The sequence below is a fragment of the Cupriavidus sp. L7L genome (assembly GCF_004353535.1).
GTDB lineage: Bacteria > Pseudomonadota > Gammaproteobacteria > Burkholderiales > Burkholderiaceae > Cupriavidus > Cupriavidus oxalaticus_A.
Genome location: NZ_SMNY01000009.1, coordinates 252,647 through 276,546 on the forward strand (window position 1 = coordinate 252,647; position 23,900 = coordinate 276,546).

Sequence of the window (23,900 nt, forward strand, 5' to 3'; positions counted from 1 at the left end):
AAGATGAAACGTCAAGAATTCGCCGTGTTTTCCTTTCTTATGACGTCGTGGCACCGCCTGCTGCTGCCGGCCGTGCTGGCCGCGATCGCCGTGCCGGCCGCCGCGCAGCTGAAGGCGCCGGGCGCGGGACGTGCCACCGGCATCTTCGTGCCGCAGTCGTCCGACGTCACCGCGCCGGCGAGCCAGCCCAAGCTCGGCGTGCCGCAGCCCGGTGACCAGAAGCGCTCGCAGCTGGTCGACGAGGTGGTTGCCGTGGTCAACAACAGCGTGATCACGCGCCGCGAGCTGCTCGACCGCGCCGACGAGATCGAAGGCCAGCTGCGCGCCGCCGGCCGTCCGGTCCCGCCGCGCGCGGACCTGCTCGGCGAGGTGCTGGAACGCCTGGTGATGGAACGCGTGCAGACCCAGGCCGCGCAGGAAGCCGGCATCCGCGTGACCGACCAGGAGATCGACCGCGCCATCGAATCGGTGGCGCAGCAGAACCGCATGAACGCCACCGAGCTGCGCCGCCGCGTGGAAGCCAGCGGCATGACCTGGACCAAGTACCGCGACGAACTGCGCAAGCAGGTCCAGGTGATTCGCCTGCGCGAGCGCGAGGTCGATTCCAAGGTTCAGGTCTACGACGGCGAGATCGACAACTTCCTGGCTGCCCGCGGCGGCCAGGCCGGCGCTACCGGCCCGACCGAATACAACGTGGCGCAGATCCTCGTGCGCGTGCCCGAGAATGCCTCGGAGGCGCAGAAGCAGGCGCAGCGCGCCAAGGCCGAGGGGCTGCTGAAGCAGGCCCAGGGCGGCGCGGATTTTGCGCAGCTGGCGCAAGCCAATTCGGAAGGCCCGGAAGCCGCGCAGGGCGGCGCCATGGGCTTCCGCGAGATCGGCCGCCTGCCGGCGCTGTTCGCCAACTCGGTGGTCGACCTCCAGCCTGGCGCCGTGGCGCCCCAGGTGGTGGAAAGCGCCGCGGGCTTCCATGTGGTCAAGCTGGTGGCCAAGCGCGCCGCCCCGGCATCCGGCACGGCCGCGGCAGGCAAGATCACGCAGACGCAGGTGCGCCATATCCTGATCCGCACCGGCCCCAACATGCCAGAAGCCGAGGCGCGCCGCCAGCTCAGCACGCTGCGCGACCGCATCACCCACGGCGGCGACTTTGCCGACGCGGCCAAGCGCTTCTCGCAGGACGGCTCGGCACAGAACGGCGGCGACCTAGGCTGGGTTTCGCCGGGCGAGCTGGTGCCCGAGTTCGAGCAGGCCATGAGCCGCCTGCGCACGAACGAGATCTCCGAGCCGGTGGTCACGCAGTTCGGCGTGCACCTGATCCAGGTGCTGAACCGCCGCGAGACCGAGCTGTCGCCCGAGAAGCAGCGCGACTTTGCCCGAGCCGAGGTCCGCGAACAGAAGCTGCGGGCCGCGTATGATGACTGGGTGCGCCAGCTGCGCTCGCAGGCGTACGTCGAGTACCGCATCAACCGGCAGCGCTGATACGCGCACGCGCCGCCGACTCGCCCACGCCGACATGCCTGACCCGCTATCCCTGGCCATTTCCACCGGCGAACCCGCCGGCATCGGCCCCGATATCACCATCGGGGCGTTGCTGCAGCTCGCCGGCGCCAACCATGGCAACAACGGCGGCAGCGGGCACTACCGCTTCCATGTGCTGGGCGATGCCCGCCTGCTGGCCGATCGCGCCGCGGCGCTGGGCGTGACGCACGCCTGGGAGCGGCGCATCGCCGACGGCGACGTGGTGGTCGAGGATATCCCGCTGGCGGTCGCGTGCGAACCGGGCCGGCTGGACGCGCGCAATGGCCGGTACGTGCTGGCGCTGCTCGATGCCGCCATCGCCGGCTGCCGCCCGCATGGCCGCGCCGCGCCGCGCTTTGCGGCCATGGTCACGGCACCGGTGCAGAAGAGCACCATCAACGACGCCGGCGTGCCCTTCACCGGCCACACCGAATACCTGGCCGACAGTGCCGGCGTGCCGCGCGTGGTGATGATGCTGGCCGGCCCGCAGCCCGCGCACGACCACGCCATGCTGCGCGTGGCGCTGGCGACCACCCACCTGCCGCTGCGTGCGGTGCCCGACGCGCTTTCCGTCCCGCTGCTGTTGCAGACGCTGACCATCATCGATGCCGACCTGCGCCGCTACTTCGGCATCGCGCGCCCGCGCATCCTGGTCACGGGCCTGAACCCGCACGCCGGCGAAAGCGGGCACATGGGCCGCGAAGAGATCGACGTGATCGTGCCCGCGCTGGCGCAGGCCAAGGATGCCGGCATCGATGCGCGCGGCCCCTTCCCGGCCGACACGCTGTTCCAGCCGCGCCACCTGCGCGATGCCGACTGCGTGCTGGCGATGTACCATGACCAGGGGCTGGCGCCGCTGAAATACGGCACCTTCGGCCATGGCGTGAACATCACGCTGGGGCTGCCCTTCATCCGCACTTCGGTGGACCACGGCACCGCGCTGGACCTGGCTGGCACCGGCCAGGCAGAGCATGGCAGCATGATCGAGGCCATCCGCAGTGCGGTCACCATGGCCGGCCATGCCAACGGCCGCCATCCCGATGGCGCGGGCGCCAGCCATCCGGGCCATCCCAATCCTGGCTTGCAGCCGCCTTGCTGAAGCCGGACCTCATGCTGCAACATCGAACCATGCGTTCCAACGTGCACCAGGGCCATGTGGCCCGCAAGCGATTCGGGCAGAACTTCCTGGTCGACGACACCATCATCCACGGCATCGTCAATGCCATCAGTCCGCAAGCCGAAGACGTGCTGGTCGAGATCGGGCCGGGACTCGGCGCGCTGACCAGCCCGCTGCTCGAACGCATCCCGCAGATGCAGGTGGTCGAGCTCGACCGCGACCTGGTCGAGCGGCTGCGCCGCCGCTACGGCGAGCGCCTGCAGGTACATGCCGGCGACGCGCTGGACTTCGACTTCGGCAAGCTGGAAGTGCCGGGCAGGCCGCTGCGCATCGTCGGCAACCTGCCGTACAACATTTCCAGCCCGCTGCTGTTCCACCTGATGCAGTTCGCCGACCGGGTGCGCGACCAGCACTTCATGCTGCAGAAGGAAGTGGTCGAGCGCATGGTGGCCGAGCCCGGCAGCAAGGCCTTCGGCCGGCTGTCGATCATGCTGCAGGTGCGCTACTACATGGAGCATGTGCTGGACGTGCCGCCGGGCAGTTTCAACCCGCCGCCCAAGGTCGATTCGGCCGTGGTGCGGATGATCCCGTGGCCGCGCCATCACGACGGCCGCCTGCGCTCGCCGCATGCCGATTGCGACATCACCGTGCTCGGCGACGTGGTCACCGCGGCGTTTTCGCAGCGGCGCAAGGTGCTGCGCAATACGCTGTCGTTCCTGCGCGACCAGGTCGACTTCGACGCGATGGGCTTCGACCTTGGCCGCCGCGCCGAGGAAGTGCCCGTCGGCGAGTATGTCGAGCTGGCCCGCCGCCTCGGCGGCGGCGCTGCGGGGCAGGCCGCCTGAAGCCCCAGATCAACGAATTCCGAATTTCCGCGACTTATTTCGTGCAAGACCGTTCCATGACAGCCCAAACCAGCCAAACCAACCGGCGTCCCGTGATCCTGACCGGCGACCGTCCCACCGGCCCGCTGCACCTCGGCCACTTCGTCGGCTCGCTGCAGAGCCGCGTGGCGCTGCAGGATTCGCATGAGCAATACCTGCTGCTGGCCGACACCCAGGCCATGACCGACAACGCGCACGATCCCGACAAGGTGCGCCGCAACGTGCTGGAAGTGGCGCTGGACTACCTGGCGGTCGGCATCGACCCGGCCAAGACCACCATCACCGTGCAGTCGCACCTGCCGGCGCTGGCCGAGCTGACGCTGATGTACCTGAACTTTGTCACGGTATCGCGGCTGGAGCGCAACCCGACCATCAAGGAAGAGATCCAGGCGCGCGGCTTCGGCCGCGATATCCCGGCCGGCTTCCTGTGCTACCCGGCCGCGCAGGCCGCGGACATCACCGCCTTCAAGGCCCAGGTGGTGCCGGTGGGCGAAGACCAGGCCCCGCTGATCGAGCAGACCAACGAGATCGTGCGCCGCATCAACAACCAGGTCGGCCGGGACGTGCTGCCGGAGTGCAAGGCGCTGATCCCCAAGTTCGGCCGCCTGCCCGGCGTCGATGGCAAGGCCAAGATGAGCAAGTCGATGGGCAACGCAATCGCGCTGGGCGCGTCGCCGGAGCAGATCAAGGCCGCGGTGCACAGCATGTACACCGACCCGAACCACCTGAAGGTGTCGGATCCGGGCCAGGTCGAGGGCAATGTCGTGTTCACGTACCTGGATGCGTTCGACCCGAACACCGAGGAAGTCGAAGCGCTGAAGGAACACTATCGCAAGGGCGGCCTGGGCGACATGGTGCTCAAGCGCCGCATCGAAGGCATCCTGCAGGACATGCTGGCGCCGATCCGCGCCCGCCGCGAAGAGCTGGCCAAGAACCCGGACTATGTGTTCGATGTGCTGCGCCAGGGCACGCAGAAGGCACGCGAACTGACCCAGCAGACGCTGGAGGAAGTGCGCGACGCGCTGGGGATGTTCTCGTTCGAGGCGCGCCGCTGATTGAACAGCATGCCGTCGCACGTCGGCGGTTTGCTCCCCTCTCCCGTGCGGCGGTAGAGGGGAACGTTCACAAGGGATAGCTGCTACGTTCGGCGCCCATGGTGAGCGAGCCGCGCCAGAGGCCTACGCCCGCCGATTCACCAGCACAATCCCCGCCAGCACCAACACCGCCGCCACCGCAAAGCGCGGTCCCACCACGTCGTGCATCAGCACCACGCCGAAAGCCACCCCGAACAGCGGCGTCAGGAAGGAAAACACCGACAGCCGTGACGCCAGGTAGCGCCGCAGCAGCCAGAACCACGCCAGGTAGCTGGCAAACGCGATCAGCACCGACTGGTAGAACAGGCTCGCCAGCACCACGCCGTCGATCTGCACGGTCGCGGTCTGGCCCGCTGCCATGGCCATCGCCAGCAGCAGCACCGCCGATACCGCCAGCTGGTACAGCAGCGTCTTGCTGGCCGGCGCGGTTGCCAGCGGACTGGCGCGCACCACCACGGTGGTGGCGGCCCACAGCGCCCCGGCCACAATGCCAAGCGCATCGCCCAGCAGCGTGCTGCCATGGGGCGACGGCGCCGCGATGCCATCGGCGAACGCCAGTGCCATGCCAACGAACGCCAGCGCCACGCCGAGCCATTGCCCGGCGTGCAGCCGTTCGCCCGGGACCACGAAATGCAGCCCCAGCGCGGTGAAGATCGGCGCGGTGTACAGGAACACCGCCATGCGCGAGGCCGTGGTGTGGCCCAGCCCGACGAAGATGCAGAAGAACTCGGCGCCGAACAGCAGCCCCGCCAGCAGGCCCGCGTTGAGCGTGCCGTCGCGGCGCCAGATCGGCGTGCCGCGCCAGGCCGCAAAGCCGAACACCAGCAACGCCGCCACCGCCGAGCGCACGCCGGCCTGCAGCACCGCGCCCATCAGCGGCGCGGTCACCTTGATCACCACCTGTTGCAGGCCCCAGGCGGCGCACAGCACCACCATCAGGCCCACCGCCATGCCGTCCAGCGGCCGGCGGCTCAGGGTTTGCGCGTCCACGGTCGCGGCCGATGGACGCGTTACGGGCGGCTGGCGTCGCGGGTGGAATGGCGCTCGATCAGCTCGATCTTGTAGCCGTCCGGGTCTTCGACGAAGGCGATCACGGTGGTGCCGCCCTTGACCGGGCCGGCTTCTCGGGTGACCTTGCCGCCGGCCGTGCGGATGCGCTCGCATGCCGCCGCGGCGTTGTCGGTCTCCAGCGCGATATGGCCGTAGGCGGTGCCCAGGTCATACTGGTCGACGCCGTAGTTGTAGGTCAGCTCCAGCACCGCGGTCTCGCTTTCGGGGCCGTAGCCGACGAAGGCCAGGCGGTACTTGTACTCGGGGTTGTCGCTCTCGCGCAGCAGCTGCATGCCGAGAATGCGGGTATAGAAATCGATGGAGCGCTGCATGTCGCCGACGCGCAGCATGGTGTGGAGGAGTCGCATTTGAGGGCCTTCAACTGTTTTAGGTATTCGAAGGCGCCATTTTAGTGCGTTTAGCCGAAACGCACCGGCCGCTTGGAAGTGGCTTGGAAGCGTGGCTTAAAAGCTCGGCAGCAGCTCGGGCGGATGCGCGCGCAGCTGCGCGCGGGCGTCGCGGAATTCCGGGAAGATCGATTCCACGGTCTGCCAGAAGCGCGGGCCGTGGTTCATTTCCTTCAGGTGGGCGAGTTCGTGCGCCGCGACGTAGTCGATCATCGAGAGCGGGAAATGCATCAGGCGCCAGTTCAGCCGGATCTTGCCGTCCGCGGTGCAGCTGCCCCAGCGCGTGGCCGCCGAAGTCAGCGCAAAGCCGGTATGGCGCACGCCCAGTTTGCCGGCATAGACGTCGAGCCGCTCGGCCAGCAGCCGGCGCGCCTGCTGCTGCAGCCAGCCCTGCACGCGGTCCTTGATCTGCTGCTCGTCGGCGTGCGCAGGCAGCGCCAGGTGCAGCACGCGGCTGTCGGCATCGAACAGCAGCGCGCCGATCGGCGACTCCAGCGACAGCGTCAGCGGCTGGCCCAGGAAGGGCAGGCTGGCGCCGTCGCGCCACTGCACCGTGGGCAGCACGCGGCGTGCCTCGCGGTGGCGCCATTCGCCCATCTTGTTGAAGATCCAGCGCTGCTTCTCCAGGATGGCCGATTCGATGTCGGCCAGCGTGACCCAGCGCGGCGCGGTGATCGACAGGCCGCGGTCGTCGATGGTGAAGCCGATGGTGCGCCGCGACGAGCGCTTGAGCGTATAGTGCAGCGCGCGCTCGCCCACGTGCAGCAGCCGGGCATTGGGCTGCGGTACCGGCCATGCCGGCTGCTCCGGCACCAGCGGCGCCGCCGGTGCATGGACTATGGGAGCGGCTTCTGCCAGCGGCAGTTCCAGCTGCGCGCCGTCGGCTTCGGAGGCGGGGCGCAGCAGCTTCATGCGGCCGGCTCTACCCGTGCTTCGCTGCGGTAGCTGTCCGCGTCGATGCGGCGCATGTCGCGCTCGATCCAGTCGGCCACTTCCTGGTTGAGCTGGTCGGCGGTCTTGTTGGCCGAGGAGATCGGCGGGCCGACCGAGATCGTCACCATGCCCGGGTACTTGAGGAACTTGTTGCGCGGCCACACCCGGCCCGAGTTGACCGCCATCGGCAGCACCCAGGCACCGGTCTCGACCGCCAGGCGCGCGCCGCCGCTCTTGTAGCGCGGCTTTTCCAGACCCGACGGCGTGCGCGTGCCTTCCGGGAACATGATGATCCAGGCGCCTTCGGACAGCCGCTCGCGGCCCTGGCGCACGGCCGAGGCGAAGGCGCGGGTGCCTTCCTTGCGGTTGATATGGACCATCTTCAGCATGCCCAGCGCCCAGCCGAAGAAAGGCACCAGCAGCAGCTCGCGCTTGAACACGAAGCACAGCGGCCTGGGCATCAGCGCCACGTAAGCCACCGTCTCCCACGCCGACTGGTGCTTGGACAGCAGCACCACCGGCTTGTCGAGCATGCTCTCCATATGCTCATGGCCTTCGATGCGGTACTGGATGCCGCAGATGCCGCGGGCGGCCCAGATCACCAGCCGCGGCCAGCCGCGCACGAAGCGGAAGCGCTGGTCGGCATTCATGAAGGGAAACACTACGAAGCAGGCGCAGGCGTAGGGGGGCGTCAGCACCAGCAGGTACAGCGCAAACAGCAGGGAACGGAGAAACGTCATGCGTGGGGGCGCAAAAAAAGAGGGTCGGAGCCAGCGTCGGCAATGGCTTATTGTGCGGACTCGCGGGTGGCGCTGTGGTTGCCGCTGTCGTTGCCGCCGTCGTTGCCGGTCAGCCAGCGCGCAAAGGCGCGCAGGTCGTCATGCACCTGCGTGCCGGGCGGCAGGCCGCCTTTGTCCAGCGTCTTCATGCCCTTGCCGCTGCGCACCAGGTGAGGCGCGCAGCCGACCGCGACACCGGCCTCCAGGTCGCGCAGCGAATCGCCGACGATCGGCACGCCGCGCAGCTCGATGCCGAAACGCTCGCTGATCTGCTCGAGCATGCCGGACTTGGGCTTGCGGCAGTCGCAGCCGTCCGCGGCGGTATGCGGGCAGAAGAACACGGCCTCGACGCGCCCGCCCAGGCGCGCCAGCGCCGCGTACATCTTCTCGTGCATGGCGTTGAGCGCGCTCATCTCGAACAGGCCGCGGCCGATGCCGGACTGGTTGCTGGCGATCACCACGCGATAGCCGGCCTGGTTCAGCGCGGCGATGGCTTCCAGGCTGCCGTCGATGGGGATCCACTCGTCGGGCGACTTGATGAACTGGTCGCTGTCGAGGTTGACCACCCCGTCGCGGTCCAGGATGACAAACTTGGGGGGCGTCTGCGGCATGTGCGGCTCCGGTATCGCGTGCTGGCGGCGCTCAGGCGGCCAGCTTGGAGATGTCGGCCACGCGGTTGGCCAGCGCATGCAGCGAGGCCAGCAGCGCCAGGCGGTTGGCGCGCAGCTGCGCGTCCTCGGCCATCACCATCACGTCGTTGAAGAAGCGGTCGACGGCATCGCGCAGCTGGGCCAGGTCGCGCAGCGCGGCGGTGAAATCGCCGCTGGCGAAGGCGGCTTCGACGGCCGGGCGCACCTTCTCGATCGCCGCGTGCAGCGCGCCTTCGGCCTCTTCCTGGAACAGCGCAGGGTTCACCGCGCCGACCGGCTCGGTGTTCTTGCGCAGGATGTTGGTGATGCGCTTGTTGGCGGCGGCCAGGGCCTCGGCCTCGGGCAGCGCGGCGAAGGTGCGCACCGCTTCCATGCGGCCCAGCACGTCGTGCAGCTGGTCCGGGCGCAGGCTGACCACGGCCTCGACCTCGTTGGTGGTGTAGCCCTTTTCCTTCAGGTAGCCGCGCACGCGGTCGTACAGGAAGTCGGCGATGGCGTCCGGCGCCGGCTTGACCGCGGCAATGCCGGCGAATGTCTGCTGCGTCAGCGCCAGCAGCGACGTGACCGACAGCGCCAGCGGCTTCTCGATCAGCATGCGCAGGATGCCGAGCGCATGGCGGCGCAGCGCGAACGGGTCCTTTTCGCCAGTCGGCTGCAGGCCAATGCCCCAGATGCCGACCAGCGTTTCCAGCTTGTCGGCCAGCGCGACGGCGGTGCTGACCGAGCCTTCGGGCAGCGCATCGCCGGCGAAGCGCGGGCGGTAGTGTTCGGAGCAGGCCAGCGCCACGTCCTCGGCTTCGTCGTCGTGGCGCGCGTAGTACGTGCCCATGGTGCCCTGCAGCTCGGGGAACTCGCCGACCATGTCGGTCAGCAGATCGGCCTTGGCCAGCTCCGCGCCGCGCATCGCGGCCGCCTTGTCGGTGGCCACGCCGGCGGCGTTGAGCGCATCGGCGACATGGCCGGCGATCTGCTGCAGGCGCTGCACGCGGTCCAGCTGCGTGCCGATCTTGTTGTGGTAGACCACGCCGGCCAGCTGCGGCACGCGCGAGGCCAGCGTCTTCTTGCGATCCTGGTCGAAGAAGAACTTGGCATCGGCCAGGCGCGGACGCACCACGCGCTCGTTGCCGGTGATGATCGACTGCGGCGTCTCGGTGGCCAGGTTCGACACGATCAGGAAGCGGTTGCGCAGATGGCCGTCGGCATCCGTCAGCGCAAAGTACTTCTGGTTGGTCTGCATGGTCAGGATCAGGCATTCCTGCGGCACCGCCAGGAAGGCTTCTTCGAAGTGGCAGGCGTAGACCACCGGCCATTCCACCAGCGAATTGACTTCATCGAGCAGCGACTCGGGCATGATCACCTGGTCGGCGCCGGCCTCGGCCAGCAGCGCGGCACGCATGCGCTCGCGGCGTTCGCCATAGCTGGCCAGCACGCGGCCGGCCGATTCGAGCTGCTTCGCGTAGTCGTTGGCATGCGCGATCTCGATCGTGCCGTGCGACAGGAAGCGGTGGCCCTGCGTCACGTTGCTGGCCTGCAGGCCCAGCACCGACACCGGCAGGATCTCGCTGCCGAACAGCGCGATCAGGCTGTGCGCCGGGCGCACGAAATGCACGGTGCTGCCGTCAGGGCGCTGGTAGCTCATCACCTTGGGGATGGGCAACTTGGCAATGGTGTCCTCCAGCGCGGCCTGCAGCCCGGCGGCCAGTTCGGCGCCGCGTGCGGTGTAGCGGTAGAAGAAGGCCTCGGCCTTGCCGTCCGAGGCGCGCTCCAGCGACTGCCAGTCGATCTCGGCGACGCCGACCGACTTGGCCAGCGCGGCCAGCTTCTTGGCCAGCGGCGGGGTGGGCTCGCCGTTGGCGCCAAGCGCCACCGACAGCGGCAGGACCTTCTCGCGCTGCTCGCGGTCGGGCGCGCTGCGGCGCACGCCCGACACCAGCGCGGCGAGCCGGCGCGGCGTGGCGAACGGCGTCACAGTGGCGCCCGGCTCAAGCAGGTCGCGCTCGCCCAGGCCGGCGAACAGGCCCTGCGCGAAGGCGTCGCCCAGACGCGCCAGCGCCTTGGGCGGCAGCTCTTCGGTGAACAGTTCGATCAGCAGCGAGTCGGTCATGGGTTGCGACATGAATCGTATCCAACAGGTTGTGGCGCGCGCCGCTGTCAGCAGCGCGGCGAATGATTAGGTTCCACTCCGGACAGCAGCCACAGGCCGTTCTGTTGCCGGAATTGCAGCGTGGTGAAGGCGCATTGCGCGGCCGCCGCGGCGCTGGCGGCGCCGTTGCTGCCGCCGCGGCTGCCCGCGGCGGGGAAGCGCGCGTCGATGCGGCGCAGGCGCTTGTCGTAGCGGATCTCGTCGATGCGCCCGCCCACCCAGAAATCGATCTTCGGCGGCAGCTGGGCCGCCGAGTAATAGGTCTTGGTCTTGCGCCGGGTGCGGCCGTTGGTGGTTTCCACCTCCACCCAGGTCAGCGGGTAGCGGATCGCGCTTTCATAGGCGCGCAGCGGCACGCGGTGCCAGCCCAGGTCGCGCTGGCCCGACAGGTCGCAGGCGAACGAGCGCACCAGCTGCGTCCACTGGTCGAGCGCGTTCAGCGACGGGCGCCAGTGGCGCGACATGGCCAGCTGCAGCGCCTGCGGATCGGCCTCGCACACATTGCTGAGTTCGGCCGGCAGCAGTAGCGCCTGCGGCGCCGGGGCGGCCTCGGCGCGCGCGGCGGCGGCATTGCCGGCGGCAGACAGCGTGGCGATGGCCAAGGCGCAGCACAGCGCGCTGCGCGCCAGTTGCGTCATGCCCGGGCTCCGCCGTTGCCGCACATCGGGAAGCCGAGGGCCTCGCGCGAATCGTAGTAGGCCTGCGCCACCTGGCGCGACAGGTTGCGGATGCGGCCGATATAGGCGGCGCGCTCGGTCACCGAGATGGCGCCGCGGGCGTCCAGCAGGTTGAACGTGTGCGCTGCCTTCAGCACCTGCTCATAGGCGGGCAGCGCCAGGCGCGTGCCGGCCTGGCTGCCGTCGTTGCCCTCGGCGCCTTCGGCATTGCCCATCAGCCGCTTGGCCTCGCCCTCGTGCTCGGCGAAATGGCGGAACAGGATTTCGGTGTTGCTGTGCTCGAAGTTGTAGGTCGACTGCTCGACCTCGTTCTGGTGGTACACGTCGCCGTAGGTGAGGCGGCGCGTCTCGCCGTTCTCGACCCATTCGGTCCAGATGAGGTCGTAGACGTTCTCGACCTTCTGCAGGTACATCGCCAGGCGTTCGATGCCGTAGGTGATCTCGCCCGTGATCGGCTTGCAGTCGATGCCGCCGACCTGCTGGAAGTAGGTGAACTGGGTCACTTCCATGCCGTTGAGCCAGACTTCCCAGCCCAGGCCCCACGCGCCCAGCGTAGGGTTCTCCCAGTCGTCCTCGACAAAGCGGATGTCGTTCTGCTTCAGGTCCAGGCCCAGCGCTTCCAGCGAGCCCAGGTACAGCTCGAGGATATTCTCCGGCGCGGGCTTGAGCACGACCTGATACTGGTAATAGTGCTGCAGACGGTTGGGATTCTCGCCATAGCGGCCGTCCTTCGGCCGCCGCGACGGCTGGACGTAGGCGGCGCGCCACGGCTCGGGGCCGATCGCGCGCAGGAAGGTATGCACGTGGGAAGTGCCGGCGCCGACCTCCAGATCGATGGGTTGCAACAGCGCGCAACCCTGCCGGTCCCAGTAGGCCTGCAGGGTCAGAATCATTTGTTGGAAGGTCAGCATATGAAGACTAGGTAGTGGCTGATCGGTCGGCTTGGGGCGAACTTGCGCCGCCCGGCGGGCTGGCGGCGCAGCGCGTGCCGGGGCCGCCGCATACGGATTTTGCCAAACCCTGAATTCTATCGGCTTTTTGGCCGCACGCCCCCATTGGCGGGGTGGCGGCTGGCGCGCGGGGGTGCCGGCGGATGTCGGGCTTTCGCAACGCATGGGGAAAATACCGACCCTGTTTTCAAGTTGCGGGAACGCTAGCCGATAACGTTTTTGTATACAGTATGAGTAAGCAACCCGCTTGAGAGCGTTGCGGTTGGCAGGCTTGGCCGTCCTGCCGGTAGGAAATTAACGTTGGGGACTTGGGATCATGACACTCCTTTCTCGCAAACCTTACCTGGTCGCAATCGCGGTCATGATCGCCGCGGCCGTAGTGTCGGTCGCGACCGGGCTGCTGAAATAGCGCAGCCGGCGCGCGCCTGGCGCGCCACGGATGCCGCGGATTATCGCGATCAGTGCGATCAGTGCGATCAGTGCGATCAGTGCGATCAGCGGCGGGAAGCCCGGCGCGCCAGCAGCGCCAGGCCGGGCTTCAGCCTGCGCGCCGCGAGCGCCAGGCAGCTGTGCCCAGCAGCAGCGCAAACAGCGCCAGCACCGGCGCGTTCCCCCAGCGGATATATGGGGTCAGCCCCTGCATGCCCTGCACCTCGGCCACCAGCGTGCCGACCGTGAAGGTGGGCAGGCGCGCCTGCACGGTGCCGTCCGGGCGCACCACCGCGGTCATGCCGGTATTGGTCGAGCGCAGCATCGGGCGGCGCGTTTCCAGCGCGCGCATGCGCGAGATCTGCAGGTGCTGGTCCAGCGCGATGGTGTCGCCGAACCAGGCCAGGTTGGTCAGGTTGGCCAGCACGTTGGCGGGCGCGGGCTGCTGGCGCAGCGTCTGCGCGATCTCCTCGCCGAACAGATCCTCGTAGCAGATATTGGGCGCCACGCGCACGCCGCGCACCGGCAGCGAAGGCTGGTCGAGCCCGCCACGGCGGAAATCGCCCAGCGGCATCTTCATCATGTCGACGAACCAGCGGAAGCCCAGCGGGATGAACTCGCCGAACGGCACCAGGTGGTGCTTGTTGTAGCGGTACAGCCGCTCGGTCAGCGGCCCCAGCCCGAACACGCTGTTGGTGAAATCGACCGGCGAATCGGCGCCGGCCGCGCCGAACAGCACCGTGGTGCCGCTCTGCAGCGCGTAGTCGCGCACCGCCACGGCGACGTCGACCGGCAGATCCTGCAGGATCACCGGGAAGGCGGTTTCGGGCGTCACCACCAGGTCGGCGGGCTCGGCGGTGATCATGTCGCGGTAGAGCGCGATCGAGCGCTGGATGCCGGCGGCCTCGAACTTGATGTCCTGAGGCACGTTGCCCTGCAGCAGCCGCACCGTCAGCGGCTTGCCGGCTGGGGTGGTCCAGGCCAGCGGCGACAGCGTTGCGCCAAGTGCCGGCAGCAGCAGCGCCAGCGCCAGTGACACGACGGCAGGCGTGCGCGCACCGTGCCCCAGCCCGCGCACGGCCCCGGCCAGCAAGGCCGCGACAGCGGCCGCCAGCGCCCCGATGCCATAGACGCCGACCAGCGGCGCAAAGCCGGCAAGCGGCCCGTCGGTATGGGCATAGCCGCCCGACAGCCACGGGAAACCGGTGAACACGACGCCGCGCAGCCACTCCGACAGGCCCCACGCGGCACCAAAGGCCAGCGGCGCGAGCAGCGCCGCGGCCCATGTGCCTGCGCGCAGCCGTGCCGTCAGCCGGTGCCACAGCGCGCCCGCCAGCGCCGGCCACAGCGCCAGGTAGCCCGAGAACAGCACCACCGCCAGCGCCGCCATCCACGCCGGCATCTCGCCGTAGACGTGCATGCTGATATAGAGCCACCAGATGCCGGACAGGAACCAGCCCAGGCCGAAGGCATAGCCGGTGGCCGCGGCGATGCGCGCGCGCGGCGCGTCGGCCATCAGCGCGGCCAGGCCGGCCAGCGACAGGATCTGCAGCCACCACCAGTCGTGCGGGGCGAAGGCCTGGGTGTGGGCAATGCCGAGCACGCCAGCGAGCAGCAGCCGAGCCATCGCGGCGGCGCGCGACCGCGCGCCGGGCACGCTGCCAGCACCGGCGTTGGCAGCAGCGGCGCCGTTGGGGATCGGGGCGGGATGCTTCATGCGCCGGCAGCGCTCGCGCTGTCAGGCAGGGATTCGCGGCGCACCTGCAGCAGGTGCACCTGCCGCGCGTCGGCGCGCAGCACTTCGAAGCGGATCGGCGGCAGGGTGATGACCTCGCCGCGGTGGGGCACGTGGCCCACGTGGTTGGACAGCAGTCCGCCCACGGTGTCGACGTCGTGGTCGGAAAAGCCGGTGCCGAAGGCCTCGTTGAACTGGGAGATCTCGGTCAGCCCATGCACGCGCCAGCTGCCGTCGGGCATCGGCAGGATATTGTCCTGGTCTTCGTCCAGGTCGAATTCATCCTCGATATCGCCGACGATCTGCTCGAGCACGTCCTCGATCGTCACCAGCCCGGCCACGCCGCCGTATTCGTCGACGACGATGGCGATATGGTTGCGGTTGATGCGGAACTCGCGCAGCAGGATGTTCAGGCGCTTGGATTCGGGGATGAATACCGCCGGGCGCAGCGTCTCGCGCAGGTCGAAGGCGGGATCGGTGTAGTAGCGCAGCAGGTCCTTGGCCAGCAGGATGCCGATGATGTTGTCACGGCTGCCTTCGTAGACCGGGAAGCGCGAGTGCGCGGTCTGCTGCATGAACGGGATGAAGGTCTCCGGCGCGTCGACGATATTGACCATATCCATCTGCGCGCTCGGCACCATGATGTCGCCTGCGGTCAGTTCGGAGACCTGGAACACGCCCTCGATCATCGACAGCGAATCGGCGTCGATCAGGTTGCGCTCATGCGCCTCCTGGAGCACTTCGAGCAGTTCTGCGCGGGTGTCCGGCTCGGGGGAGATCAGGTCTGACAGGCGTTCGAGAAGCGATCTGGGGCGATCGACCTGCTTCAGGTAGGCGGGCTTCGAACTGGGATAGGGGTCGTTCATTTCGCGGCGAGCGCGTGGTGGAGATCGACTGAAGGATACACCAAAAGGTTGTCGGTCCCGTGACAGCCGGGGGTTGGCGGCTGCTGGATGTGATGCCGGCGGCACCATGTCCGGTGCCGCCGGTGCGCCGCCAATCACGCGGTGCCGGTGCGCTCGGCGAGATAGGGATCCGCGTAGCCCAGCGCCTGCAGCGTCTCGGTCTCGATCGCCTCCATTTCCTCGGCTTCGGCGTCTTCCTCGTGCTCGTAGCCCTGGGCATGCAGCACGCCGTGCACGATCAGGTGCGCATAGTGCGCTTCCAGCGGCTTGCGCTGCTCGCGCGCCTCGGCCTCGACCACCGGGCAGCACAGCACGATATCGCCGGTCACGGGGTCGTCCTCGTTCTCCGCATAGGCAAAGGTCAGCACATTGGTGGCGTAGTCCTTGCCGCGGTAGGTGCGGTTGAGCAGCCGGCCTTCCTCCTCGCCGACGAAGCGGATCGTCAGCGTGGCATCGGCATACAGCGCCGACTTGACCCAGGTTTCGATCTTCCTGCGCGGCGGCAGGCCGTCCTGCCTGCCGATGCCATCGCCCTGCTGGATCTCCAGCTCCAGCGCCGGCGGCGTGGCCGGGGTGCCGGTGGTGGTCACGACCGGCGTGGCGGTCACGGCCACGGACAGCGAGTCATGGTTGTCCGGGCGCACCAGCAGGCCGGCCTGCTGGTTGGTGTCGGTGTGCTCGGCCAGCAGCGCGACCACGCCGTCGGCGGCCTGCGACAGGTCCAGCGTCAGGCTGCGGCCATCCGGCAGCTGCACGCGCAGCGCATGCGCGGCGCTCTTGCGCGCGCGGCCATCGCCATCGAACAGGGTCAGGCTGACGCCGGGGGCCTTGGATTTATGGTCTTTCGGGGATTTCAATTACGCGTCCTTGTGCTGGGCGTGGTATTCGTCATAGGCATCGACGATGCGCGCCACCAGCGGGTGGCGCACCACATCGATGCTGGAAAAGCGGGTAAAGGCGACGCCGCGCACGTCTCGCAGCACATGCTGCGCCTCCACCAGCCCGCTCTTCTGGCCCTTGGGCAGGTCGATCTGCGTGATGTCGCCGGTGATCACCGCCTTGGAGCCGAAGCCGATCCGGGTCAGGAACATCTTCATCTGCTCGGGCGTGGTGTTCTGCGCCTCGTCCAGGATGATGAAGGCGTGGTTCAGCGTGCGCCCGCGCATATAGGCCAGCGGCGCGATCTCGATCATCTGGCGCTCGAACATCTTCTGCGTGCGGTCGAAGCCGAGCAGGTCGTACAGCGCGTCATACAGCGGGCGCAGGTAAGGATCGACCTTCTGTGCCAGGTCGCCGGGCAGGAAGCCCAGGCGCTCGCCGGCTTCCACCGCCGGGCGCGTCAGCACGATGCGCTTGACCGCGTCGCGCTCCAGCGCGTCGACCGCGCACGCCACCGCCAGGTAGGTCTTGCCGGTGCCGGCCGGGCCGATGCCCATGGTCAGGTCGTGCGACAGGATATTGCGCAGGTACTCGCGCTGCGCCACGGTGCGGCCCTGCAGGCCGGTACGGCGGGTGTGCAGCACCGGCGATTCGTCTTCGTACTCGCGCTCGTCCTCGGCGCTGTCGTTGCCGGGCAGGTAGGCACCATGCGCGGAGAGCTGGCGCGTTTCCACCAGCCCGAGCTGCACGTCGTCGATCGACAGCGCCGTGCGCGCCTGGTTGTAGAAGCGCTCCAGCGCGGCCGTGGCGTCCTGCGCATTGGCGCCGCGCACTGTCATGCGGTGGCCGCGGCGCTGGATAGTCACATCCAGCGCCTGCTCGATCTGGCGCAGGTTCTCGTCGAGCGGCCCGCACAGGTTCTGCAGCCGGGCGTTGTCGTCCTTGGGAGCGACGAATTCTGCGGAAGGGATCTTCATGTAGTGGGGTTGCCTGCAGGATTACTGGCGCACCACGATCTCGCCGCGCAGCGAGTGCGGGAACGCCTGCGTGATGCTGACATCGACCATCTGGCCGACCAGCCGGTCGCGGCCCGCCTGGGGCACACCGGGCAGCGCAAAGTTGACCACGCGGTTGTTCTCGGTGCGGCCATGCAGCTCGGTCGGATCCTTGCGCGCGGGGCCTTCCACCAGGATGCGCTGCACCGTGCCGACCATGCCCTGGCTGATGCGCTGCACGTTTTCCTCGATGGTGGCCTGCAGGCGCTGCAGCCGGCGCAGCTTGACCTCGTGGGGGGTGTCGTCGTGCAGGTTGGCCGCGGGCGTGCCCGGGCGCGGGCTGAAGATGAACGAGAACGACGTGTCGTAGCCGATCTCCTCGATCATCGCCATCAGCTTCTCGAAGTCGGCATCGGTCTCGCCGGGGAAGCCGACGATAAAGTCCGACGACATCGACATCTGCGGGCGCAGCGCGCGCAGCTTGCGGATGATGCTCTTGTATTCCAGCACGCTGTAGCCGCGCTTCATCGCCATCAGGATGCGGTCGGAGGCATGCTGCACGGGCAGGTGCAGGTGGTTGACCAGCTTGTCGCATCGGCCATAGAGCTCGACCAGCCGCGAGGTGAATTCCTTCGGGTGGCTGGTGGTGTAGCGGATGCGCTCGATGCCGGGGATCTCGGCCACGTATTCGATCAGCAGCGCAAAGTCGGCGATCTCGGTGGTGTCGCCCATCTTGCCGCGGTAGGCGTTGACGTTCTGGCCCAGCAGCGTGACTTCGCGCACGCCTTGCTCGGCCAGGCCGGCCACTTCGGCCAGCACGTCCTCGAACGGGCGCGAGACTTCCTCGCCGCGGGTGTAGGGCACCACGCAGTAGCTGCAGTACTTGGAGCAGCCCTCCATGATCGAGACGAAGGCGCTCGGGCCTTCCACGCGCGCCGGCGGCAGGTGGTCGAACTTCTCGATCTCGGGGAAGGAGATGTCCACCTGCGACTGGCCGGTGCGCTGGCGGCGCGAGATCAGGTCGGGCAGGCGGTGCAGCGTCTGCGGGCCGAACACCACGTCGACGTACGGCGCGCGCGAGACGATGCTGGCCCCTTCCTGGCTGGCCACGCAGCCGCCCACACCGATCACCAGGTCGGGCTTGACCGCCTTCAGCGCCTTCATCCGGCCCAGTTCGGAAAACACCTTCTCCTGCGCTTTCTCGCGCACCGAGCAGGTGTTGAACAGGATCACGTCGGCATCTTCGACGTTGTCGGTGGGTTCCAGCCCCTGGCTGGCGTTGAGGACGTCGACCATCTTGTCCGAGTCATACTCGTTCATCTGGCAGCCGTACGTCTTGACGAAAACTTTCTTCATATGCCGATCTCAGTGGTTGACCTGGGGGCATCAGGGTGTTGCAACAACGCGCGGTCGCGTGGGGCACGCCGCGCTCTTTCGGGGGACTACGATTTCTGTTTCAGCGCCTTCTGCTCCGGCTCGCTCAGCACCCAGGCGGTCAGCAACTGGCCGTAGAGGTCGAGCTTGTACCGCACCGGCAGCTTCTGGCCTGCCACCGCGGCGGTGGCCAGCAGCTGGTTGTCGGTACCGAACAGGCGCACGCCCGGTGCCACGCCCACGGTCTTGCCGTCCAGCGTGGCGGTCTGCGGCGCGGAGGCCGACGGAGCGGCGAGCACCAGCCTGGCTGCCGGCGCGTCTTCAGGGATCACCCGCACCGGCTGGGCCGAGGCGGCGGCCGCGCCGAGCAGCAGGGCCGTTACCGTCACCGCCACCGTTACGCCCGCCAGCCACGGCAACCGCCCGCGCGAGGAACTGGCAACTTCCGGCGCCTCGCGGCGCATATCACGACCTGCTGGCATGGGGAAACTCCGTCAAGTAAGGCGAAGCGTGGGTGGGATGGCCCGGAGCGGGCGCAACCGGGCATTTTACTCGTTTGGCGCCTCCCCGGGGCGGCCCGGCGAGATGGCATTCAGAACAGGCAGGATGCCTCTTGCAGCACACGTTGCTTCGACACGGTACCGATCAGCTCATGGTCGACCCTGTCCCGCACCAGCGGGATCCGGTTGATGCCGTGTTCGGCGAACACCTCGAGCGCATCGCGCAGGCGCGAATCGGGCGTCAGCGACGGGAAGTCGCGCTCGGCCAGCTCCAGCACGCCTTGCTGCGAGCCTTCGCGCTGGGCGCGTTGCACGGCGTGGATCGACAGTGCGCCCAGCAGGCGCCCGTCGAACTGCACCAGGTAGAGATAGCGGGTACCGGTCTCGGCGAATTTGTCGGCGGCCTCGGCCAGGCTGGCGTTGGGGTCGAGCACGGTGGCGGTCGGGTCGCACAGCCCCGCCAGCGTCATGGTGCGGGCGTGCTCGGCCGCGGCCGACGCCTGTGCGCGCTCGGCGATCACGCTGTACAGCGACAGCGTCTGGCAGCGCGATGCCGTGTAGTACGCCGCCACCGCGCCGATCATCGACGGCAGCAGCAATGCCGGCGCCAGCGTCATCTCGAACACCATCAGCACCGACATCAGCGGCGCCTGGCTGGTCGCCGCCAGGAACGCGCTCATGCCGACCAGCGGCAGCAGCGGCGTGGCACCGTCGGCGACGCCATGCATGGCCAGCGCCAGCAGTTGCCCCAGCGCCGCGCCGACGAACAGCGACGGGGTGAACACCCCGCCGACCGCGCCGGAGCCCATGCTGATCACCGTGGCCACCAGCTTGGCCAGAAGCACCCCGGCCACCGGCACGCTCAGCGGCTGTTCCTGCAGGATGGTCTGGATGGTGTGGTAGCCGTTGCCCACGACCTCGGGCACCGCCATCGCCAGCACTCCCACCAGCGCGCCGCCCAGCGCCAGCCGCGCCACCGGCCCGCCCGGCACCGCGGCGAAGCGGCTGCGGGCGAACCCAGATGCGCGCAGGAACAGCGCGCCGACGATGCCGGCCGCCACGCCGAGTCCGGCTGCCGCCAGCAGGATATGCGGGCGCAGGTCCGGCGCGATAACCAGGCCCGGATACAGCGGCTGCAGTCCGCCATGCCACTGGCTGACCATGGCGCCGGCTACCGACGCAAGGAACAGGGGCATCAGCCGCTGCACTGCCAGTGCGCCAAACACCACTTCAGCGACGAAAACGGCGGCGGAAAAAGGGGTGTGATAGACGGTCGCCAGGCCCGCCGCGGCGGCGCAGGCGGTCAGCATCCGGCGCATGTTCGAGCCGCCGCCGCGCTCCAGCCGGGTGGTCGGAAACAGCGAGCCGCACAGCGCCGCCAGCTGGATCATCGCGCCTTCCTTGCCGACCGAGCTGCCGCTGACGATGGAGAAGAACGAGGACATGGCCCGCAGCAGCGTGATCCGCACCGGCAGCCGGCCGCTGCCATTTGCCACCGCTTCCATATAGTCGGTCGCGCCGCTGTGGCTGCTGGCCAGCCGGTTGGACAGGACCAGCAGCGCGCCGGCCAGCGCACCGCCCACCGCGGGCACCACCACGCGCCAGCCCAGCGCCAGTGCGGCAAAGACGACCACCACGTCGGCATGGCTGGAAAAAAGCACCACGCCGGCACCTTCCAGCGCCTCCTTGAACAGCGTGGTCGCAATGGCCGCCACGATGCCGACCGGGATGGCCGCAAACAGGGTGACTTCCTGGTCTTCGAGGAAACGCAAGCGCATGGCGGGCTCCGGGGCGCAGTAGGGGGCCGGGGCAGTCAGGATGGGCAGGCGCCACTGCGGCGCCTTGAAGGCGGGCCGCCTGCGGAGCCATTCATGATAGCGCAGCGTCACCTGGCCGCGCCGATGTATGCAGCCGCGCATGCGGCGCTGCCGCATGTGCAGAACCGGCTCGCGACGGACTGGTACACTAGCGACCTTTCCCGCGGGCGGGCCACTGGCCTGCCGGGCCGGCCTTCCGGCCGCTCCTGTTACCGATACCGAACATCGATTACACGAGCCATCCCGCGATCCGCGCACCGCGTGCGCAGGGATGGCCGAAGCAGCAATTCATGTCTTTCTCCGAACTCGGCTTGTCCGAAAAGATTGTGCGTGCGGTGGCCGAACAGGGCTACACCTCACCGACTCCCATCCAGGCGCAGGCGATCCCGGCCGTCCTCAAGGGCGGTGACCTGCTCGCCGGCGCCCAGACCGGCACCGGCAAGACCGCCGGCTTCACCCTGCCGATGCTGCACCTGCTGTCCGAGTCCGCCGCGGCCCGAGCCGCCGGCAACGCGCCGCGCGCCGGCAAGCCGCCGGTACGCGCGCTGGTGCTGACGCCCACTCGCGAACTGGCCGCGCAGGTCGAGGAAAGCGTGCGCAACTACGGTAAGTATTTGCGCCTGCGCTCCATGGTGATGTTCGGCGGCGTCGGCATCAACCCGCAGATCGAGCAGCTCAAGCGCGGCGTCGATATCGTGGTGGCCACGCCGGGCCGCCTGCTCGACCACGTGGCCCAGCGCACCGTCGACCTGTCGCAGGTAGAGCTGCTGGTGCTCGATGAAGCCGACCGCATGCTCGACATGGGCTTCATCCACGATATCCGCAAGATCCTCAACGTGCTGCCGGCCAAGCGCCAGAACCTGCTGTTCTCGGCGACGTTCTCGGACGATATCCGCGCGCTGGCCGACCGCCTGCTGAACAACCCCGCCTCGATCGAGGTGGCGCGGCGCAACACCACCGCCGAGACCGTCGACCAGCGCGTCTACCCGGTCGACCGCGAACGCAAGCGCGAACTGCTGGCGCACCTGGTGCGCCAGCACGACTGGCACCAGGTGCTGGTGTTCACCCGCACCAAGCACGGCGCCAACCGCCTGGCCGAGCAGTTGACCAAGGACGGCCTGTCGGCGCTGGCGATCCACGGCAACAAGAGCCAGTCGGCGCGCACGCGCGCGCTCTCCGAGTTCAAGGCCGGCACGCTGCGGCTGCTGGTGGCGACCGATATCGCCGCGCGCGGCATCGATATCGACCAGCTCCCGCACGTGGTCAACTTCGACCTGCCCAACGTGCCCGAGGACTACGTGCACCGCATCGGCCGTACCGGCCGCGCCGGCGCCGAGGGCGAGGCGATCTCGCTGGTCTGCGTGGACGAGCATGCGCTGCTGCGCGATATCGAACGCCTGATCAAGCGCAAGATCGAGCAGACCGTGCTGCCGGGGTTTGAAGTCGACCCGAGCATCGCGCCCGAGCCGATCCAGAAGGGCCGCCAGCAACGCGGCGGCGGCGGCGGGCAGGGGCAAGGGCAGGGGCAAGGGCAGGGCCGCGGCCGCAGCCAGGCACGCCCGGCCAACGCCGACGGCGAGCCGGCACAACGCGCGCGCGCGCCGCGCCAGGCCCACGATGCACCGCGCCAGGGCCAGGGCGGCCAACCGCGCCAGCGGCAGGCCGAAGGCGGCCAGCGCCGCGGCGGCGGCAACGGCAATGGCAACGCCGGCGGCAATGGTGGCAGCAATGGCGGCGCACGCGGCGGCGCACCGCGCCAGGGCAGCCAGGAGCCGGCACGCGGCCAGCAACGCGCTGCCCAGCCGGCGCGCCAGCAGCACGATGCGGCCCCGGCCCCCGTGCGCAACCGCCGCCCGGCGCCGCAGGCCGCACTGCTCGGCGGCAACCGCAACCGCGACTGACACCATGACAGCGTTCACCGCCCCGGCCGATTCCGGTATTCCCTATGCCGGCCTGACGCCTGAGCGGATGCTGGACGCGCTCGAAAGCGCCGGCCTGCGCCCCGACGGGCGGCTGCTGGCACTCAACAGCTATGAGAACCGGGTGTGGCAGGCCGGCATCGAGGACGCCGCGCCGGTCATCGCCAAGTTCTACCGCCCCGGCCGCTGGACCGACGCGGCCATCCTGGAAGAACACGCCTTCGTGCAGCAGCTGGCCGATGCCGAGATCCCGGCCGTGCCGGCGCTGTACTTGCCGGCCGGTGCGCCGGATGCCGGCACGCTGCGCTACCACGCCGGCTTTCGCTTTGCGGTGTTCCCGCGCTGCGGCGGCCGCGAACCCGCGCTCGACCGCAAGGACACGCTGACCTGGCTCGGCCGCTTTATCGGCCGTATCCACGCCACCGGCGCGGCACAGCCTTACCAGGCCCGGCCCGCGCTGGATATCGACACCTTCGGCATTGCCCCGCGCGACTGGCTGCTGGCCAGCGGCTGCATCCCCGTCGACCTGCTGCCGGCGTGGCAGTCGGTCGCCGAGCTCGCGCTGGACGGCGTGCGCCGCTGTTACGAACGCGCCGGCGACGTGCCGCTGCTGCGCGTGCATGGCGACTGCCACCGCGGCAACGTGCTGTGGATCGACGAAGACGATGCGCGCGGCGGCAGCCTCGGAGCGCCCGGCCCGCACTTCGTGGATTTCGACGACAGCCGCATGGCGCCGGCGATCCAGGACATCTGGATGCTGCTGGAGGGCGACCGCGCGGCAATGCAGGACCAGCTGGCCGACATTGTGGCCGGCTATGAGGACTTCGCCGAATTCCGCACGCGCGAACTGTGGCTGGTGGAGGCGCTGCGCACCCTGCGCCTGCTGCACTACAGCGCCTGGCTGGCCAGCCGCTGGGCCGACCCTGCCTTCCCGGCCGCGTTCCCGTGGTTCGGCACCGCGCGCTATTGGCAGGATCGCATTCTTGAACTGCGCGAACAGGTGGCCCTGATGGACGAAGCGCCCCTGTGGGGCGCTTGACGGCTGCTGCAACTCCCCTCTGCCGCTTGCGGGAGAGGGAGAACACCTTGCTTAGGCTAGCTCGGGGTGGCTTGGGAGCACCTCAAACGTTAGCCTGCCGGCTCTTTTG

21 protein-coding genes are annotated in these 23,900 nt (G+C 68.8%); 6 read left to right on the forward strand and 15 right to left on the reverse strand.

The annotated features are described in order from the left end of the window. Window positions 1–3: 3 nt before the first annotated feature. The 4 genes from E1J61_RS09110 to trpS are packed head-to-tail and all read left to right on the forward strand — an operon-like array spanning window position 4 to window position 4,571. Window positions 4–1,476, forward strand: a complete 1,473-nt coding sequence (locus E1J61_RS09110; RefSeq protein ID WP_133093746.1) for a peptidylprolyl isomerase — start codon at window positions 4–6, stop codon at window positions 1,474–1,476. A gap of 34 nt (window positions 1,477–1,510) precedes the next feature. After that, window positions 1,511–2,614 carry a 4-hydroxythreonine-4-phosphate dehydrogenase PdxA gene (gene pdxA, locus E1J61_RS09115; protein WP_133093747.1) on the forward strand — a complete coding sequence of 368 codons (1,104 nt, stop codon included), beginning with the start codon at window positions 1,511–1,513 and terminating at the stop codon, window positions 2,612–2,614. Window positions 2,615–2,643: 29 nt separating this feature from the next. After that, window positions 2,644–3,477 carry a 16S rRNA (adenine(1518)-N(6)/adenine(1519)-N(6))-dimethyltransferase RsmA gene (gene rsmA, locus E1J61_RS09120; RefSeq protein WP_133094207.1) on the forward strand — a complete coding sequence of 278 codons (834 nt, stop codon included), beginning with the start codon at window positions 2,644–2,646 and terminating at the stop codon, window positions 3,475–3,477. 56 nt (window positions 3,478–3,533) lie between these two features. After that, window positions 3,534–4,571: a tryptophan--tRNA ligase gene (gene trpS, locus E1J61_RS09125; protein ID WP_133093748.1), complete on the forward strand. Its 1,038-nt coding sequence runs from the start codon at window positions 3,534–3,536 to the stop codon at window positions 4,569–4,571. A gap of 123 nt (window positions 4,572–4,694) precedes the next feature. Here the strand turns inward: trpS and E1J61_RS09130 are convergent, their stop codons facing one another. From E1J61_RS09130 to E1J61_RS09200, 15 genes are all read right to left on the reverse strand, one after another. Next, window positions 4,695–5,561 (reverse strand): DMT family transporter, encoded by an 867-nt coding sequence (locus tag E1J61_RS09130; protein ID WP_195430696.1) that lies wholly within the window; start codon window positions 5,559–5,561, stop codon window positions 4,695–4,697. A 59-nt stretch (window positions 5,562–5,620) separates the two neighbouring features. After that, window positions 5,621–6,028: a lactoylglutathione lyase gene (gene gloA / locus E1J61_RS09135; protein WP_133093750.1), complete on the reverse strand. Its 408-nt coding sequence runs from the start codon at window positions 6,026–6,028 to the stop codon at window positions 5,621–5,623. Window positions 6,029–6,124: 96 nt separating this feature from the next. Next, window positions 6,125–6,979, reverse strand: coding sequence for a M48 family metallopeptidase (locus E1J61_RS09140; protein WP_133093751.1), 855 nt, complete (start codon window positions 6,977–6,979; stop codon window positions 6,125–6,127). Then, entirely contained in the window at window positions 6,976–7,740 is a 765-nt protein-coding gene (locus tag E1J61_RS09145) for a 1-acyl-sn-glycerol-3-phosphate acyltransferase (RefSeq protein WP_133093752.1), read from the reverse strand. Before E1J61_RS09145 ends, E1J61_RS09140 begins: the two co-directional genes overlap by 4 nt. Window positions 7,741–7,787: 47 nt before the next feature. Then, window positions 7,788–8,390, reverse strand: a complete 603-nt coding sequence (gmhB, locus tag E1J61_RS09150) for a D-glycero-beta-D-manno-heptose 1,7-bisphosphate 7-phosphatase (protein ID WP_133093753.1) — start codon at window positions 8,388–8,390, stop codon at window positions 7,788–7,790. Between the two features lie 31 nt (window positions 8,391–8,421). After that, a complete protein-coding gene (gene glyS / locus E1J61_RS09155; RefSeq protein WP_133093754.1) occupies window positions 8,422–10,545 on the reverse strand; it encodes a glycine--tRNA ligase subunit beta in 2,124 nt (707 codons plus the stop codon). A 35-nt stretch (window positions 10,546–10,580) separates the two neighbouring features. Continuing rightward, window positions 10,581–11,210, reverse strand: a complete 630-nt coding sequence (locus E1J61_RS09160) for a hypothetical protein (RefSeq protein ID WP_133093755.1) — start codon at window positions 11,208–11,210, stop codon at window positions 10,581–10,583. After that, window positions 11,207–12,160 (reverse strand): glycine--tRNA ligase subunit alpha, encoded by a 954-nt coding sequence (gene glyQ / locus E1J61_RS09165; RefSeq protein WP_133093756.1) that lies wholly within the window; start codon window positions 12,158–12,160, stop codon window positions 11,207–11,209. The genes E1J61_RS09160 and glyQ overlap by 4 nt, the downstream gene beginning before the upstream one ends. 577 nt (window positions 12,161–12,737) lie before the next feature. Continuing rightward, window positions 12,738–14,345, reverse strand: a complete 1,608-nt coding sequence (lnt, locus tag E1J61_RS09170; protein WP_133093757.1) for an apolipoprotein N-acyltransferase — start codon at window positions 14,343–14,345, stop codon at window positions 12,738–12,740. Beyond that, the gene (locus E1J61_RS09175) at window positions 14,342–15,229 is read right to left on the reverse strand and encodes an HlyC/CorC family transporter (protein ID WP_133093758.1); all 888 of its coding nucleotides are present in this window, start codon (window positions 15,227–15,229) and stop codon (window positions 14,342–14,344) included. Before E1J61_RS09175 ends, lnt begins: the two co-directional genes overlap by 4 nt. A gap of 134 nt (window positions 15,230–15,363) precedes the next feature. After that, a complete protein-coding gene (ybeY, locus tag E1J61_RS09180; protein ID WP_133093759.1) occupies window positions 15,364–16,125 on the reverse strand; it encodes an rRNA maturation RNase YbeY in 762 nt (253 codons plus the stop codon). Further along, window positions 16,126–17,124, reverse strand: a complete 999-nt coding sequence (locus E1J61_RS09185) for a PhoH family protein (RefSeq protein ID WP_133093760.1) — start codon at window positions 17,122–17,124, stop codon at window positions 16,126–16,128. Between the two features lie 21 nt (window positions 17,125–17,145). Then, window positions 17,146–18,498 carry a tRNA (N6-isopentenyl adenosine(37)-C2)-methylthiotransferase MiaB gene (gene miaB, locus E1J61_RS09190; RefSeq protein WP_133093761.1) on the reverse strand — a complete coding sequence of 451 codons (1,353 nt, stop codon included), beginning with the start codon at window positions 18,496–18,498 and terminating at the stop codon, window positions 17,146–17,148. Window positions 18,499–18,584: 86 nt separating this feature from the next. Then, window positions 18,585–18,998 carry a hypothetical protein gene (locus tag E1J61_RS09195; RefSeq protein WP_133093762.1) on the reverse strand — a complete coding sequence of 138 codons (414 nt, stop codon included), beginning with the start codon at window positions 18,996–18,998 and terminating at the stop codon, window positions 18,585–18,587. Window positions 18,999–19,108: 110 nt separating this feature from the next. Beyond that, entirely contained in the window at window positions 19,109–20,794 is a 1,686-nt protein-coding gene (locus tag E1J61_RS09200; protein WP_133093763.1) for a ClcB-like voltage-gated chloride channel protein, read from the reverse strand. A 329-nt stretch (window positions 20,795–21,123) separates the two neighbouring features. Between E1J61_RS09200 and E1J61_RS09205 the strand changes: the two genes are divergently transcribed. Both E1J61_RS09205 and E1J61_RS09210 read left to right on the forward strand, forming a co-directional pair. Then, window positions 21,124–22,734 (forward strand): DEAD/DEAH box helicase, encoded by a 1,611-nt coding sequence (locus E1J61_RS09205; RefSeq protein ID WP_133093764.1) that lies wholly within the window; start codon window positions 21,124–21,126, stop codon window positions 22,732–22,734. Between the two features lie 4 nt (window positions 22,735–22,738). Further along, window positions 22,739–23,791: a serine/threonine protein kinase gene (locus E1J61_RS09210; protein ID WP_133093765.1), complete on the forward strand. Its 1,053-nt coding sequence runs from the start codon at window positions 22,739–22,741 to the stop codon at window positions 23,789–23,791. Window positions 23,792–23,900 lie beyond the last annotated feature (109 nt).

Bases quoted from the DNA above. Each gene is read 5' to 3' on its own strand.
- E1J61_RS09110 (WP_133093746.1), top strand. From the start codon at position 4: ATGAAACGTCAAGAATTCGCCGTGTTTTCCTTTCTTATGACGTCGTGG.
- pdxA (WP_133093747.1), top strand. From the start codon at position 1,511: ATGCCTGACCCGCTATCCCTGGCCATTTCCACCGGCGAACCCGCCGGC.
- rsmA (WP_133094207.1), top strand. From the start codon at position 2,644: ATGCGTTCCAACGTGCACCAGGGCCATGTGGCCCGCAAGCGATTCGGG.
- trpS (WP_133093748.1), top strand. From the start codon at position 3,534: ATGACAGCCCAAACCAGCCAAACCAACCGGCGTCCCGTGATCCTGACC.
- E1J61_RS09130 (WP_195430696.1), bottom strand. From the start codon at position 5,561: ATGGCGGTGGGCCTGATGGTGGTGCTGTGCGCCGCCTGGGGCCTGCAA.
- gloA (WP_133093750.1), bottom strand. From the start codon at position 6,028: ATGCGACTCCTCCACACCATGCTGCGCGTCGGCGACATGCAGCGCTCC.
- E1J61_RS09140 (WP_133093751.1), bottom strand. From the start codon at position 6,979: ATGAAGCTGCTGCGCCCCGCCTCCGAAGCCGACGGCGCGCAGCTGGAA.
- E1J61_RS09145 (WP_133093752.1), bottom strand. From the start codon at position 7,740: ATGACGTTTCTCCGTTCCCTGCTGTTTGCGCTGTACCTGCTGGTGCTG.
- gmhB (WP_133093753.1), bottom strand. From the start codon at position 8,390: ATGCCGCAGACGCCCCCCAAGTTTGTCATCCTGGACCGCGACGGGGTG.
- glyS (WP_133093754.1), bottom strand. From the start codon at position 10,545: ATGTCGCAACCCATGACCGACTCGCTGCTGATCGAACTGTTCACCGAA.
- E1J61_RS09160 (WP_133093755.1), bottom strand. From the start codon at position 11,210: ATGACGCAACTGGCGCGCAGCGCGCTGTGCTGCGCCTTGGCCATCGCC.
- glyQ (WP_133093756.1), bottom strand. From the start codon at position 12,160: ATGCTGACCTTCCAACAAATGATTCTGACCCTGCAGGCCTACTGGGAC.
- lnt (WP_133093757.1), bottom strand. From the start codon at position 14,345: ATGAAGCATCCCGCCCCGATCCCCAACGGCGCCGCTGCTGCCAACGCC.
- E1J61_RS09175 (WP_133093758.1), bottom strand. From the start codon at position 15,229: ATGAACGACCCCTATCCCAGTTCGAAGCCCGCCTACCTGAAGCAGGTC.
- E1J61_RS09185 (WP_133093760.1), bottom strand. From the start codon at position 17,124: ATGAAGATCCCTTCCGCAGAATTCGTCGCTCCCAAGGACGACAACGCC.
- miaB (WP_133093761.1), bottom strand. From the start codon at position 18,498: ATGAAGAAAGTTTTCGTCAAGACGTACGGCTGCCAGATGAACGAGTAT.
- E1J61_RS09195 (WP_133093762.1), bottom strand. From the start codon at position 18,998: ATGCCAGCAGGTCGTGATATGCGCCGCGAGGCGCCGGAAGTTGCCAGT.
- E1J61_RS09200 (WP_133093763.1), bottom strand. From the start codon at position 20,794: ATGCGCTTGCGTTTCCTCGAAGACCAGGAAGTCACCCTGTTTGCGGCC.
- E1J61_RS09205 (WP_133093764.1), top strand. From the start codon at position 21,124: ATGTCTTTCTCCGAACTCGGCTTGTCCGAAAAGATTGTGCGTGCGGTG.
- E1J61_RS09210 (WP_133093765.1), top strand. From the start codon at position 22,739: ATGACAGCGTTCACCGCCCCGGCCGATTCCGGTATTCCCTATGCCGGC.